Genomic DNA, 14,812 nt, shown 5'->3' with positions numbered 1-14,812 from the left:
GGCTAGTCGATAATGCGGATTCCCAGCTTTTCATAGTAAGCCTCTACCACACTTCCCACATAAAAGTAAGGAGGCACGAGGCGATTGAATTGAAGGGTAGTAACGTCATTATCCAGGAAATAGGAAGTGACGTTAAAAAAAGCGAATGGCTTGACGCCGCCGGGACCGGTATCGATCAGCTCATAAGGGAAAATTTGTTCAAAAGTTACTTCGCGGCTATCCCCGACCGGCATATCGAGCGTCAGCGGCGACCCGATTTTCGTGCGTTCACCATAAGTATCGCCGGGAAAGGACGGTGTGTGCAGGATCATTTTCCCTGCGCCGTTGTGCGTATAGCCGAGCAGGTAACCCACCGCAACGGGAAATGAAGGGCTCGCAACCCTTTTAATCCGCATTCTCAGATCGAATTTAGCCGCACCATTTGTCCCCGCGACACTGCCCGTGTTCGTATTGGATTTGGCCAGAAACCGCGACAGGGAAACATTTTGTAAAGAGCCCGTGACCATGCCGAGATCGGCCCCGTTCTTGTCCAGAAATGTAATGCTTTCAATCACGAACTCGCAGGGATAAAGCCGTGGCGAACCGTCTACGGCCACACATTCGGATTCGGGCAGGTTGACCGGTACGTCGTGATCGGTACAGGAAAAAACCAATGTAAAAATCAAAAAAACGGATACGCTGAATACAGCGGAGAAGTAGCCATGCGATGTTTTCATAACGGGGTGCCTAGTTAGATGAATATTGAGTATACCAATTTGACTATCAATTAAATATACCCAACATTCATTTCTCAAAAAACCTTTCTTACTAATCGGTAGGCGTGTTGCGCGGACGTGTGTTGTCGTGCGGGTGGAAACCAAAAAACGTCGAAAAAATTCTATCCATCAACATCCCCGCAACATCGAAACCCATTTCGGAAAGCCTGTTTTTTTGCCTATTTTGCCGCCCATTTAAAACACATCTGTTATTACCACTATGAAACGTTTCCTCTTTTCTCTCGCAGCCACACTATTTCTGTTCGCAGGAGCATCCAGCGCCATCGCGCAGGGCCTTTCAGTTGAAAGCCTGCTCGACAAGGCCGTATCATTGACGCAAAAAGGCGACAAAGCCGGAACGGCCGATGCACTTACGCAGGGCGTTTCCGCCCTGGAAAAAGAGGCCAAATCTTCCAACGGAAGCCTCAAAGACAAGTTGTTGGGCAAGGCGGGCGACCTGAAAAGCCTGATCCCGCTGGCATCGTCGGGCAAGCTGTCGGGCGGTGTGCTCGGGAAGGCGGTTAACGCCGTAAAAATGCTGATCGGCGCCAATCGTATCAGCGGATTACTCGGAAAAGGCGAATCGGGCCTGCTGGGTAATGCGGCGAGCCTCACGAGCAGCCTCGGCTTAGTCAAAGCGGGAAGCTCGATTTTGGGCGGTTCCAATGAGACGAAACTGAACGGACTCGTGGGCGAAGCTACTAAAACCGTGGCCGGTCTCGACAAAAAGGGCCCCGCGGCCAAGCTGGCGGCGGCGGCATCGTCCAAGCAACTGGGCGGCGTTGTCAGCCTGGTGAGTTCGGTACTGTAACCCGGCATTTTGAAATGAAACGAGCGTGGGGCTACGAAGCCTCACGCTTATTTTTTGCCAATATAGTGCCGGAACTGGGCAACGGTGTGGGTTTTTGTGATGTATTTCAATACTTCCTTTGCATTGGATTATGACCAAACCCGCATTCAGCTATGAGAATTCTTACATTACTGGCCCTGCTCCTGACGTCGGCAACCGGTTTTGCCCAGCTGCAACTTCCTTCCACGAAACCGAGCCCGGCCCAGGCGGCGATGATCAAGCGGGGTTACGGGATGTTCATCCATTTCGGGATCAATACCTTTGCCGATACCGAATGGTCGGACGGCACTTTGCCCGTCAACCAATACAACCCGACGGCGCTCGACCCCGACCAGTGGGTGCGCGTGGCGAAAGAAGCCGGCTTCCGGTACGTGCTGCTCACGACGAAGCACCACGAGGGTTTCTGCCTTTGGGACAGTAAATACACGGATTACGACGTGGCGAGCTCACCCGTCAAGACGGATGTGGTGAGGGCCGTTTCGGACGCGTGCAAGAAGTACGGCATTCAATTTGCGGTGTATTATTCGCTCTGGGACCGTCATGAGCCTACTTATAAAGATAAAAATCCGCAGGTTTACATCGATTACATGCTCAAACAGCTCACCGAACTGTTCACCAACTATGGACCAATCTGCGAACTCTGGCTGGATGGCGGCTGGGACAAAAAACCGGAGGAATGGGGTGTGGACCAGATTTATAAGCTGGTCAAGAAATACAGTCCGTTATGCGCGGTGAGCGTCAATCATACGATCGTCAACGAGGAAGGCAAGCGGAACTACACGGTCCCGGCCGACATGACGGTCGACAACAAGTACTTTTTCCAGTATTTCCCGTCGGATTTTCGCCTCTGGGACCCGCGCCTCATTACGCGCTTCGACAAAAAACAGTACCTGCACAACGGCCAATCGTATTACCTGCCGTTTGAGCATACGATTTGCATTAGTCGTAACTGGAACTGGTTCCAGAAATCGGTACAGCTTCCCACGCGTGAGATCGACGAGCTGGAAGAGCTCTTCTACTGGACTACCTATAACGATAACTGCCTCGTAATGAACGTCCCGCCCGACCAGACCGGCCGGATCCGGGAATATGAAGCGGTGACGGCCATCACTTTGGGCAAAAGACTTGGATTGGATCTGAAAAAACCGCTACCCAAAAACGGCAGGTTCATTTCTTTGTCAAAACCCGCAACTGCCACCAGCGAGGCCATCGAAAAAGGCAAAAAACTCGTGGCATCCGCAGCTAACGACGGCAGTTTCGAAAGCCGGTGGAGCGCCGCCGACACGTTGGCCACGCTGGAAATCGACCTCGATCCACAGGAAGCATTCAACAAAATCTCCATTTTCGAGCACCAGGACGTGAAGCAGCTCCCCGATCGTTTCTCGCAGGTACGCGTCCCCCGCATCCGCGAGTACAGCATCGACATTATGCTCGACGGGAAATGGCAGACCATTTTCATGGACCGCAAACCGATGGGCGATTGCAAGGTGATCCGCTTCCCGAACAGCTACAAAACGTCCAAATTGCGGCTGCGGGTTACCAAAGCGACCGGGCTGCCCTCCATCACCGAGTTGTGCGTGATCGATATGGACAGAAGAATGTAACCCAAGCGCGTTTCACATAACGTTTATAACTACCCGTCACGCTTGGCGGGTAGCTTAGTTTTTAGCCACACTTGCGGTCCGGTAAGCCTTCGGCGACATTTTATTGATCTTTTTGAAGCAGCGGTTGAAGTAGGAAATATTGGTATAACCACATTCCAGCGCGATTTGCGTCACCGGCAGATCCGATTGCTGTAACAGCTTGCAGGCGAAGCCGATACGCACTTCGTTGAGAAAATCGGAGAAGGTGCGGTTGGTGAGGGTTTTGAAAAAACGGCAGAACGAGTGGATCTGCAAACCCGCAACGGAGGCGGCTTGTTGCAGGGTGATGTCCTCTTTGAAATTCTGCTGGATGAAATGCATCAGCTTGGGCACCCTGCCGGAGGTCTGGCTGGTGTAGGTCGAGATCGGGTCCGGAACGTTGAGCCACACGAGTTCTTGCGGATCGAGGAGCTGGTCGAGGATTTGCAGGAACGATGCCAGAATGCCTACATGCCCGCTTTGTTGTGCCAGCATTTGTTTCAGAATGTTGGTGATCAATGCTTTTTTCTGTCCGCAAATGCGTATTCCCCGCTCCGACTCTTTGAAAAACTGCCGCAGTTCCATGGTGTCCGTCAATGCACTGAGATGCTCGCAAATGGTCTCGGGGTTAATGTAAAGCGCCAGCGAAATAGCCTCCGAAGCAGGTTCGTTCGGCTTGGATTCGCTGTACCAGACGTGTGGCACATTAGGCCCTACGAATGTCAGATCACCCTCCTCGAACTGCTCGATCGAATGCCCGATAATACGGGTTCCCGAGCCCGAAAGCACATACACGAGCTGGCATTCCTTGTGGAAATGGAAGTCGGTCGAAAAGTACGGCCTGACGATCTTTTTGACCACAAAAGGCTTCTGTGACGGGGCAAATTCGGGCAGCAGGGTGTAGGTTGCTTTCATGGGCCAAAAATTGAAGGGATTACGCAAACATGGTACTACAAAATATCAATCCGCCATCAACTTACAGGACTTATCACCCATAAATTTGTACAAATTCAGCAACAAACCAAGCATTCGAAATATTGATATCCAAATTTCCTGAACCCTTTTTAACATCAATTTAAAATAAAACACTGATAGAAAACCATTTTAAGACACAAAAGACCAGCATTACCCTATTACTCACTCAACAAAGTCGATGGGCCACCAAACTGGTATCATATTGACATTCTCTGAAACATGTACATTACTTCGATTGAAATAAAAGACAAACGGTTCGACCTCTCCGAAGGGGTCGGCTCGGACGCTACACACACCACCCCGCAATATGCCTACGCCGTGTGCTGCCTGCGCACGGATTCGCCCATTACCGGCATCGGCCTGGCATTTACCCTCGGCGCCGGTACCGACCTCGTTTGTAAAGCCATTGAATACATTTCTGTTGCATTAAAAGGAAGGGAAATCGAGGAGCTCATGGCCGATTTCGGGAACGAGTACCGCCGCATGGCCGATTCCCCCTCCCTTCGCTGGCTCGGGCCGCACAAAGGCGTGGTGCATCTCGCGCTGGCGGCCGTCGTGAATGCCTGTTATGATCTCTGGGCCAAATCGCGGCAGGTGCCTCTCTGGCAACTCCTGCTCGACCTCACGCCCGCACAGCTCGTGAACACGCTGGACCTCAGTTATCTCGAAGAAGTCCTAACCCGCGACCAGGCCATTGCATTACTCGAAACGCATTCGCCTTCCCAATGTGAACGTACCGGCGTGCTGGCGGGCGGCTACAAGGGATACGATACTTCGGTGGGCTGGTTCAATTATCCGGATGAGAAGATCGTAGAAAATACCCGCAGGGCCATGGACAGCGGTTTCAATGCATTGAAACTCAAAGTGGGCTCCGACGACCCCGCTCGCGACATCCGCCGCGCAGGGCTGATCCGCCAAACCGCGGGCGACGCAGCGACCATTATGGTGGATGCCAACCAGAAATGGAACCTGCCCCAGGCATTGTATATCTGCGAAAAACTGGGCGATATCAACCCCTTCTGGATCGAAGAACCGACCCACCCCGACGACGTAACCGGCCACCAGGCCATCGCACGCGCCATCGCGCCTTTCAAAGTGGCTACGGGCGAGCATATTCCCAATAAGGTGATATTCAAAAACTTTTTGCAGGCACGGGCGATGGATTTCTGCCAGGTCGATGCGGTACGCGTCGGCGGGGTCTCGGAATTCCTGACGATCAGCCTCTTATCCCGGCAAATGGGCGTACCGGTGGTGCCGCACGTGGGGGACATGGGGCAGATCCACCAGCACCTCGTGCTGTTCAACCACATCGGTATGGGGCACGAGCATTTGTTTTTGGAGCATATTCCGCATTTGCGGCCGTATTTTGTGCATCCGGCAGAGATCGCCGGCGGCTATTACCAGGTGCCGCAGGTACCCGGCAGCAGCAGCGATTTGAAGGATTGACGCAAACAGGAACAGCATTATGAATTTGAACCATAAAACGATATTCATCACCGGCGGTGCCTCGGGCATCGGGCGCGAATGCGTGGCCGCCTACCTGTGCGCAGGCGCCCGCGTAGGCGTACTCGACCGCGATGAAAATGCATTGAACGAGCTGAAAACGCAGTTTGGCGGCGACGAACTGCTCACATTGCAAGGCGACGTCAGACAAAAAGAGGACATCAAAACCGCGATCGAACAAACGGTAACCGCATTCGGCAGCCTGCACGTGATCCACAACAATGCGGGTATCGCCAGCCCGTCCAAACCGCTCGACCAGACCTCGGACGACGAATGGGACAGCCTGTTCGAGATCAACCTGAAAAGCGTTTATTATACCACAAAATACGGTTTGGAATACCTGAAACAGACCCGCGGCAATATCCTCAATACCAGCAGCATGGTGGGCGAAATCGGCCAGGAAAACCATGCCGCTTATGTGGCTGCGAAAGGTGGAATGAACGCATTGACGAAAGCTATGGCGCTCGATTACGCCCCGTTCGGTATCCGCGTGAATGCGGTGTGCCCTGCGGGTGTGTGGACGCCCATGCTCCGCAAATGGGCAGGCGAGCAACCGAATGCAAACGAAATAGAACAATACCTGGACGATATCCATCCGCTCGGCGATTGTCCGGAGGGCGACGTGATCGCCGATGTGGCCGTGTTCCTCGTTTCGGACGCGGCGCGGTTTGTGACAGGCTGCATCATGCCTGTGAGCGGCGGAGCGGAGTTAGGTTATAGAAGATAATTATGGCAACGAAAAGAACCTGCATGGCCCTGGACCTGATCGACAACGCGGACCTCATCGCGTCTTACGAGCACCACCACACGCCCGGAAACATCTGGCCCGAAATCCCGGCCGGCATCCGCGCCGCAGGCATTACCGACATGCAGATTTACCGGATCGGGACGCATTTGTTCATGATCGTCGAGCACGACGACAGCACCGACCTCCAAACCGCATTCGATAAAATGGCAACCCTGCCCCGCCAGGGTGAATGGGCCGCCTGGATGGACAGTTTCCAACAAAAACTGCCCGAAGCAGCCGCCGGCGAGCATTGGGCCACAATGAAACCTGTGTTTTTACTCAACGACCATTAGCCATGAAAAACAGTAAAAACGTAGTCGTACCGCTCCTGGTCGTGATGGGCCTGATGTTTATCTGGAACCTCAGCCGGAATATCAACGACGTGCTGATCCCGCATTTGAAACGCGCCTGCCAGCTCACCGATTTCCAGTCGTCGCTCGTGCAATCGGCGTTTTTTGGCGGATATTTCCTGCTGGCATTGCCGGTGGGGCAGTTTATCGGTCGGTTCGGATACAAGGCGGGTATGGTTACCGGCCTGCTCACCGCCGCGGCGGGAGCCTTCCTGTTCTTCCCGGCGGCCGATACCCGTTATTATCCGTTGTTTCTAACGGCATTGTTCATCATGGCTGCCGGTTTCACCTTCCTGGAAGTGACCGCCACGCCTTACATTTCCGTCCTTGGCGATCCGGAACGTGCTTCCAGCCGGCTGAGCCTTGCTTCTGCGGTCGGTTCCGTGGGCGCTACGCTGGGGCCGTTCATTGGCAGCCGTTTTCTGCTGCACGCCACGGAAGTATCGCCGGGAACGATCGCCGGATTCAGTATCGATCAACTCGGCAGCTATCTGAATGCCGAAGCGCAACTTGTCAAAACACCCTATTTAAGCCTGGGTGGGCTGTTTCTGGCCATCGGGCTGTTATTGTATTTTATTAAACTACCCAAAATAGAAGGCGAAGACGGGCACGCGGGCAGCATTCGCGATATGCTTAAATTCCGCCATACCGTGCTCGGGGCGCTGGGCGTATTCTGCTACCTCGGCGCGGAAGTGGGCATTGTGAGCTTTCTGATCCGCTACGCCAAAGTCTCCGGCATTCCGGGGCTTACCGAGCAAAGCGCGGCTTTATTTATCACATTATATATGGCATTGGTGCTCACCGGGCGGTTGGCTGGCGCGTACCTGCTACGGAAAGCACATCCTCCGGCGATCCTGGCATTCTGTTCGGTAGCGGCGCTGGTTTTGGTGGGTATTTCAATGACGAGTACCGGCTATGTGTCGGTATATGCATTATCGCTTGTGGGGCTGTTTACATCCGTGATGTACCCTATCCTGTTCACCCTCAGCATTAAAAATCTGGGTATTTATACCAAAACAGGCTCTTCGCTGATCATCATGAGCATTGTGGGTGGTGCTGTGATACCGCCGGTGATGGGGTTATTGTCCGATGGTTTTGGAATACAAAAAGCATTTATCGTGCCCATGCTCTGCTACGTCTACCTCGTATACTACGCGCGGGCGGGGCACACGAGAGCGCAGGCAAGCGCGACGCAGGTTTAAAAGCATTGATTTGAATTTTTATGATGATGAAAAAAACAATACTTGCATTAGTACTATTGGCGGCATTCGCCCAGCCCGGATTCTCTCAAACCGAAATGCCGAAGGCGCAGCGCCTGAAATGGTGGCAGGATGCTAAAATGGGCCTGTTCATTCACTGGGGGCCGGTTTCGCGCATCGGAAAGGAGATCAGCTGGTCACGCGAGGGTTATGGGAAAGCCAAATACGATTCGCTGTACCGCGACTTCAACCCCACCCGCTTCAATGCGAGGGAATGGGTTGCATTAGCGAAAGCCTCGGGTATGAAGTACATGGTGCTTACTGCCAAGCATCACGACGGTTTCTCGCTTTTCGATACCAAAACCAATGATTACAACATCATGCACACGCCATTCGGGCGCGATGTGTGCAAGGAGCTCGCACAGGCGGCGCACCAGGCCAATATGCCCATCGGCTGGTACTTTTCCGTGGCCGACTGGAAAGACCCCGATTGCCGTAACCCGCAAACCAACGGCATTTTCGCCGACCGCGCGCTCGAACAGGTGCGGGAACTGCTGACCAACTACGGCAAAATCAGCCTGCTCTGGATCGATTACGAAGGCTGGCCGACGCCCGTCGAACCCAAAAAAGTATACGACCTCGCCCGCAAGCTGCAACCCGAAATCGTCATCAATAACCGCCTGGAACCCTTTACGCCCGACGAGTCCCATGCCTACGTGGGCCAATATGCCGATTACGCTACGCCCGAGGGCTTTGTGGCCGGCTACGGCAAAGTACCCTGGGAAACCTGCACGAATATGGGGCACCAATGGGCCTGGCGATTCGGCGATACGCCCCGGAGCCTGAAAGAATCGGTCCACACCTTGCTGCGGTGCGTGGGCGGGAACGGTAACCTGCTTTTCAATATCGGCCCGGACAGTACCGGTGTCGTCCCGGCGGATTTTGCCGCGAGAGCACGCGAAATGGGCGACTGGATCACAAAAAACCAGGCTGCCATTTACAATACCAAAGGCGGCGTTTTCACCCCAGGCCCGGATTATGTGAGTTCTTACCGCGGCAAACAGGTATTTGTCCACCTGCTCAATGCGGAAAAACCGACGATCGCATTACCGGCCATTCCAGCCAAAATACTAAGCGCGAAGCTACTGGACGGCACCCCGGTTCAGTTTACCCAAAACAATAAAAGCATCAGCCTCACCTACCCGACCGGTAAAATCGATGCGGTCGCCACGATTGCCGTGCTGACGCTCGACAAAGACGCTTTGACCATCGCACCGACCGCGCCATTGCCCGCTACCGGCTCCCTCGCCTACGCACACAAGGCTACGGCTTCCAGCGCGGTAGGCCAGTTTTACCACGATGCGGCTGCCGCATTCGACGATAATCCTAAAACTGCGTGGAAGATCGGGCGGCGGAAAGACGTCGATTTTTCGAAGTATTATGGTAAAAACCTGCATTACCAGTCGCCCGAGATCATGGCGCTGTACGAACCTACCGGATGGCTGGAAGTGGACCTGGGCAAACCTGAAACCGTCGGCCGGATCAAGCTCGGCGAATCGAAATACGGGCAGTCGGAGATCAAAAAATTTGAAGTACTCTATTTGAAGGGTACTGAATGGGTTTCGCTGGCGCAGGACACGAAAATGGGCGATTGGAACAAGACCGTCGCGCCCGTGAAAGCGCAGAAGTTCAGGCTCGCTATCCAGGATTACCACGGCTATTTCGGCGTGAACGAATTTCAGTTGTTCCCTCCTGCCCCATAACCATACACCTATTCCCTGCTGCCTATGATTACACCAAATGCCTTTTTAAAACGATGAACTAATGCGATAGGCCGGTACCCGCAGTACGGTCTGCGCATTCACATAACGCCATGCTCCCAAGGGGTGGCGAACGGGATTTTCACGTCTGTTTTTTGGATTGAATAAATCAATTAAAAACTATGAAAATACACATAAATCGATTATTGCATATTCCCAAACCTATGAGAAACATCTTCATTTTCATCCTGTTACTGACAGCGGGCTTCGGCAGCGCATTCGGGTCGGGTGCTGCGCGCGATGTACGCGGGCAGGTCAAAGAGCGCAACGGCGGCGTGCTTCCCGGCGTGAGCATCGTCGTGAAAGGCACGCAGCGCGGCACGGTCACCAACGAAAAGGGCGAATTTACCCTCGACGTGCAGCCGCAGGACTCGGTGCTCGTATTCAGCTTTGTAGGGTACCAAACCCTCGAAGAACCCATTGCGGGACGTTCGCAGTTCAGCGTCGAGCTGGCCGTGGAAGACCGTTCGCTGAACGAGATCGTGGTGGTGGGTTATGGTAGCCAGAAAAAGGCCGACATTACCGGCGCCGTGAGCAGCGTGAAAGGCAGCGAGCTGAAAGCCGTGAGCGCAGGCGACGCTTCCAGCCTTTTGCAGGGCCGGATGGCCGGAGTCGTCGTGCAGAATGGCGGTAGCGCCCCCGGCCAGGCACCTGCCGTGGTGATCCGCGGAACGGGTACCTTCGGCAACGACCAGCCGCTGTACGTGATCGACGGGATGATTACGAACTCGATGGGTTTTGTGAACCCGAATGATGTCGAATCCATCGAAGTACTGAAAGATGCGTCGGCGGCGGCTATTTACGGAAGCCGGGCGGCTAATGGCGTGGTGCTGATCACCACCAAGTCGGGCACTTCGGGCGATATCAAGATCAGCCTCAATGTGAAGGCGGGTATTCAGACGCCTACCAAAAAGCTCAAATTCCTGAATGCGCGCCAGTATGCCAACTGGAACAACCTCGCACACGACAACGACGGTCTTCCCCGCGCCCCGGGCAACGATGCGCAGTTCAACCCGGCCATCGACACCGACTGGCAGGACCTTTCGCTTGGCTCCGCGCCGCTTACCGATTACAACCTGAGCCTTTCCGGCGGCGGCAAGAATGCCAAATTCTTTATTTCAGGCCAATATTTTGATCAGAAAGGCATTGTAGTCGATTCGCGCTTCAAGCGTTACAACCTGCGTGCCAACTCGACATTTACCAAGGGCAAATTCAAATTCACGGAGTCGCTTTCGGCCTCCCGGAGCGTGAACAACCCGAATACCTATTTCGGCCGTGAAACCGGCGAGCTACCGACGATGCCGGTGTACGATGCGAGCAAAAAAGGTGGTTTCGGCGGCCTGGAACCGGCATTTGCAGGGGTATCCCGTGTGGTAAACTGGTATGGAGCAGCCAAACTGAACGACAACCTTAATACCAACGATCAGATCCTCGGTAACATCGGTTTGGAATACGAACTATTGAAAGGTTTAAAATACAAAATGAATGTGGGGCTCGATTACGGTGTGAACCACTCCTACAACTTCACGCCCGCCTTCTTTTTCAGCGGCTCCATCGAGGCATTCAACGACGCCGCCGACCTGAGCGAGAACATTATCCGCAACCTCACCACGCTGATCGAGCATACTTTGACCTACAACAAATCCTTCGGCGACCATAATTTCGAGCTGCTGGCCGGTTATACTTCCCAAACCGGTACGGCCCGCAGCCTCGGCGCCGGTGCTACCGATTTCCCTTCCGATGGACTGAGCGTAGTCAATGCCGCATTGAACCGGAATGTGAACACCACGGGCGATTTGCAGGAATTTGCGTTGCAATCGGTGCTGGGCAGATTGAATTACAATTACAAATCGAAATACCTGCTGAGCGCGACGATCCGCCGCGATGGTTCTTCCAAGTTTTTGTATCCCAAAAACACCTTCGCTACATTCCCGTCCTTCTCCCTGGGCTGGCGCGTGAGCGAGGAAGCGTTTTTCCCGAAAGGAGCCGTCGTAAGCGACCTGAAACTGAGGGGAAGCTATGGTACGCTGGGTTCACAGAATATTTCCAACTACCTCACATCATCCGTACTGAACGTCAACACCGATTACTATTTCGCGGGCGGCGTGCAGCCGGGGATTGGCCTTACCAACTTTTCGAACCCGGATATCAAGTGGGAATCGACCAAAACGACCGATTTCGGGGCGGATGTGAGCCTTTTAAATAATGCCATCAATATCACGGCGGATTATTTCAACAAAAAATCTTTTGATATTCTCGCCAATATCCCGATCCCGATCTACGGCGGCGCGGGTAGTACCATTACCAAAAACGCGGCCACGATCAACAACCGCGGGTTCGAAATGGCTGTCACCTACAACCATTCGGCCGGAGCAAAAGACGATTTCAAATACAGCCTTACCGGCTCGTTTACCAGCATACGCAACCGGGTGATCAGCCTCGGCGACGGTGTTACCCCGATCACCGGCGGCGGTTTTACCCAGCAGTCGCTCACCGCCACGCGTACGGATGTGGGCCAGCCTGTGGGCTGTTTCTGGGGATATGAGGTACTGGGCATTTATCAGACGACCCAGGAGGCGATCGACGACGGCCGTCCCGAGGCACGTGCTGGCGATTTCAAATTCAGTAAAAACCAGACCTGGCTCGGCAGCCCGTTCCCCAAATTCAACTACGGCCTTTCAGGTAATGGTTCCTGGAAAAATTTCGATATCAGCCTGTTTTTCCAGGGCGTGAGCGGCAACAAAATCTGGAATGCGAAGCGTTTCCAGCATATTCTCGACTACGGCAGCAACAAGTTCCCCGATGTGCTCCGCTCCTGGACGCCGCAGAATACCAATACCGACATTCCCCGCGTGAGCCAGAACGACCCGGCCAACAACAAGCGATCGTCGTCATTTTACGTTGAAGACGGCTCTTACCTGCGCCTGAAAAACATTACAATCGGCTACTCGTTGCCACAGTCGGTACTGGATAATGCCAAAATCGCCAGCGCACGCTTTTATATCAGCGCACAAAACATCCTGACTTTCACGAAATACAGCGGCTACGACCCGGAAATCGGACGAAACAGCAGCACGGCCTACCAGAGCGGGTTGTTCAGCAACGGCGTCGATATTCAGGCTTACCCGAATGCTAAACTCGTGAGTGTGGGCGTGGATTTAACTTTTTAACCTATGCATATGAAACCGATATTCCGAAATATTCCATGGACGAAGGCGATGAACCCGGTGTCCCTGTTTATGATCCTGGTACTGGTGATGGTCAATTGCAACAAAAAAGACCTCGACCTCACCAACCCCAATAACCTGAGCGTGCAAAGCTTCTGGAAAACGGCCGACGATGCCGAAAAAGGCCTTGTGGCTTGCTACGGGCCACTTACGACCATCCAGGGCTGGGGCCGTATGCTGGGCGCATTGCTCACCATCCAGCGCGGCGACGACGTAAACCCCTTCCCGTTCCCCGCCGTAAACGACCCTGGCACCTTTTCCACCGTGAGCAGCGACGGCCGCGTGAACGAAGGTTGGACGGAGCTGAATGCGATCGTAGCGCGCGCCAATTCGGTGCTTTTCTACGTTCCCGATATCAGCATGGATGATACCCGCAAGAAGCAGATCCTCGGCGAAGCGTCGTTCCTGCGTGCATTGGCGCATTTTTACCTGCTTAATATGTGGGGGAATATCCCATTGATCACCAAGCCCATCGAATCCCTCGACGACCTGTTTATCGAACAGGCGCCACAAGCCGATGTGTGGGCATCGATTATCAACGATGCCAAAAACGCACAGGCCGCATTGCCAGAAACCGTCGATCCGAAAGACATCGGCCGGGCTACCTGGGGCGCGGCTACTGCATTGCTCGGCAAGGCATTGCTGTTCAATAAGGACTGGACCGGCGCGGCGGCCGAATTCAAGAAGATCGTCGATAAACCAAATCTTTACAAGCTGGTAACCAATTATCAGGACAATTTCCTGGCCTCGGGCAACAACAACTCCGAGTCGGTGTGGGAACTGCAATACCAGAGCACCCCGAACGGCAACTGGGGCACGAGCGGTACCGCCAATCCGTTACGCGGACAGGGCTGGGAGTCGGACGTGGCGCCGGTGGGCTATACGAGCCAGGGCAGTGTTTCCGTCAACAAATGGGTGTACGACCTGTTTATGAAGCAAAAGACCAAGGACGGCAAGATCGACCCGCGCGCTTATGCGACCATTATCTGGAACTATCCGGGCGCCAAAGTTTACCAGGATGATTTCGCCAAAGTGATGACCGGCGCCAATCTGAACAACTTCTGGGTGCGCAAATACCTGAATTTCGACCGCGAAAGCGCCAGCGTACCCGGCTCCTGGGGTTATCCGAATAACAACCGCCGGATGATCCGCCTTGCCGACGTGCTCCTGATGTACGCCGAGGCCATTAACGAAGCCTCCGGCCCTAATGCGCAAGCCTACGCGGCCATCAACGCGGTACGCGCACGCGCCGGCATGCCCGACATCCCCGCAGGCCTGGGCCAGGCAGCCTTCCGCACCGCCGTGCGCGACGAGCGCGTGCTCGAACTGTCGCTCGAAGGCGACCGCGTGTTCGACCTGTTGCGCTGGGGCAATATGGCCGCGACATTCAAAGCCCACCCCGAATACCGTTCCAACAGCGGCGCCGTGTTCGTGGAAGGCAAACATGAATACCTACCCATCCCGGTGAACGACATCGGTGCAAATCCGAAATTGAAACAAAACAACGGGTATTGATTGGCAACCCATTAAAACATTTCAATAAACCCGGCATCGCCAATCCATTATCTACAAATCTTACGGTGCTCTGCACCTACACGTCTACAAGTCTTATGGTGCTCTGCACCTTCGACGTTAAGGTGCAGAGCACCGCGAGATTTGTAGTGCAGCGCACCGCAAGATTTGTAGGTGCAGCGCACCGTAAGATTGTAGGTGCAGAGCACCGT

Annotated in this window: 12 protein-coding genes; 10 read left to right on the top strand and 2 right to left on the bottom strand. The window is 54.0% G+C overall.

Annotated features, from left to right (window positions below):
• Nucleotides 1–2 precede the first annotated feature (2 nt).
• Nucleotides 3–716 (bottom strand): hypothetical protein, encoded by a 714-nt coding sequence (locus tag BMW93_RS07015; RefSeq protein WP_090374467.1) that lies wholly within the window; start codon nucleotides 714–716, stop codon nucleotides 3–5.
• A gap of 259 nt (nucleotides 717–975) precedes the next feature.
• Here BMW93_RS07015 and BMW93_RS07010 point away from each other — a divergent pair, with 259 nt between their 5' ends.
• Together BMW93_RS07010 and BMW93_RS07005 are read left to right on the top strand one after the other, a co-directional pair.
• Nucleotides 976–1,566 (top strand): hypothetical protein, encoded by a 591-nt coding sequence (locus tag BMW93_RS07010; RefSeq protein ID WP_090374466.1) that lies wholly within the window; start codon nucleotides 976–978, stop codon nucleotides 1,564–1,566.
• 152 nt (nucleotides 1,567–1,718) lie between these two features.
• Nucleotides 1,719–3,209, top strand: coding sequence for an alpha-L-fucosidase (locus tag BMW93_RS07005; protein WP_090374465.1), 1,491 nt, complete (start codon nucleotides 1,719–1,721; stop codon nucleotides 3,207–3,209).
• Nucleotides 3,210–3,263: 54 nt separating this feature from the next.
• On the opposite strand, the gene BMW93_RS07000 is transcribed toward BMW93_RS07005, so the two are convergent.
• Complete coding sequence (locus BMW93_RS07000) at nucleotides 3,264–4,142, bottom strand: AraC family transcriptional regulator (protein WP_090374464.1); 879 nt, start codon at nucleotides 4,140–4,142, stop codon at nucleotides 3,264–3,266.
• Nucleotides 4,143–4,421: 279 nt separating this feature from the next.
• Here BMW93_RS07000 and BMW93_RS06995 point away from each other — a divergent pair, with 279 nt between their 5' ends.
• From BMW93_RS06995 to BMW93_RS35675, 8 genes are all read left to right on the top strand, one after another.
• Nucleotides 4,422–5,648, top strand: coding sequence for an enolase C-terminal domain-like protein (locus BMW93_RS06995; protein ID WP_090374463.1), 1,227 nt, complete (start codon nucleotides 4,422–4,424; stop codon nucleotides 5,646–5,648).
• Between the two features lie 19 nt (nucleotides 5,649–5,667).
• A complete protein-coding gene (locus BMW93_RS06990) occupies nucleotides 5,668–6,432 on the top strand; it encodes an SDR family NAD(P)-dependent oxidoreductase (RefSeq protein WP_090374462.1) in 765 nt (254 codons plus the stop codon).
• Nucleotides 6,433–6,434: 2 nt separating this feature from the next.
• Entirely contained in the window at nucleotides 6,435–6,785 is a 351-nt protein-coding gene (locus tag BMW93_RS06985; protein WP_090374461.1) for an L-rhamnose mutarotase, read from the top strand.
• A gap of 2 nt (nucleotides 6,786–6,787) precedes the next feature.
• Complete coding sequence (gene fucP / locus BMW93_RS06980) at nucleotides 6,788–8,044, top strand: L-fucose:H+ symporter permease (RefSeq protein WP_090374460.1); 1,257 nt, start codon at nucleotides 6,788–6,790, stop codon at nucleotides 8,042–8,044.
• A gap of 26 nt (nucleotides 8,045–8,070) precedes the next feature.
• Nucleotides 8,071–9,804 (top strand): alpha-L-fucosidase, encoded by a 1,734-nt coding sequence (locus tag BMW93_RS06975; protein ID WP_090374537.1) that lies wholly within the window; start codon nucleotides 8,071–8,073, stop codon nucleotides 9,802–9,804.
• A gap of 221 nt (nucleotides 9,805–10,025) precedes the next feature.
• Nucleotides 10,026–13,031 (top strand): TonB-dependent receptor, encoded by a 3,006-nt coding sequence (locus tag BMW93_RS06970; protein WP_177194036.1) that lies wholly within the window; start codon nucleotides 10,026–10,028, stop codon nucleotides 13,029–13,031.
• A 9-nt stretch (nucleotides 13,032–13,040) separates the two neighbouring features.
• Complete coding sequence (locus tag BMW93_RS06965) at nucleotides 13,041–14,603, top strand: RagB/SusD family nutrient uptake outer membrane protein (RefSeq protein WP_177194035.1); 1,563 nt, start codon at nucleotides 13,041–13,043, stop codon at nucleotides 14,601–14,603.
• Nucleotides 14,600–14,812 (top strand): hypothetical protein (locus tag BMW93_RS35675; RefSeq protein ID WP_218147670.1); only part of this gene is annotated, 213 nt, incomplete at its 3' end. The genes BMW93_RS06965 and BMW93_RS35675, both read left to right, overlap by 4 nt.

This window comes from Dyadobacter sp. SG02, from assembly GCF_900109045.1.
GTDB lineage: Bacteria > Bacteroidota > Bacteroidia > Cytophagales > Spirosomataceae > Dyadobacter.
This window is presented reverse-complemented; position numbering and strand designations above follow the sequence as displayed.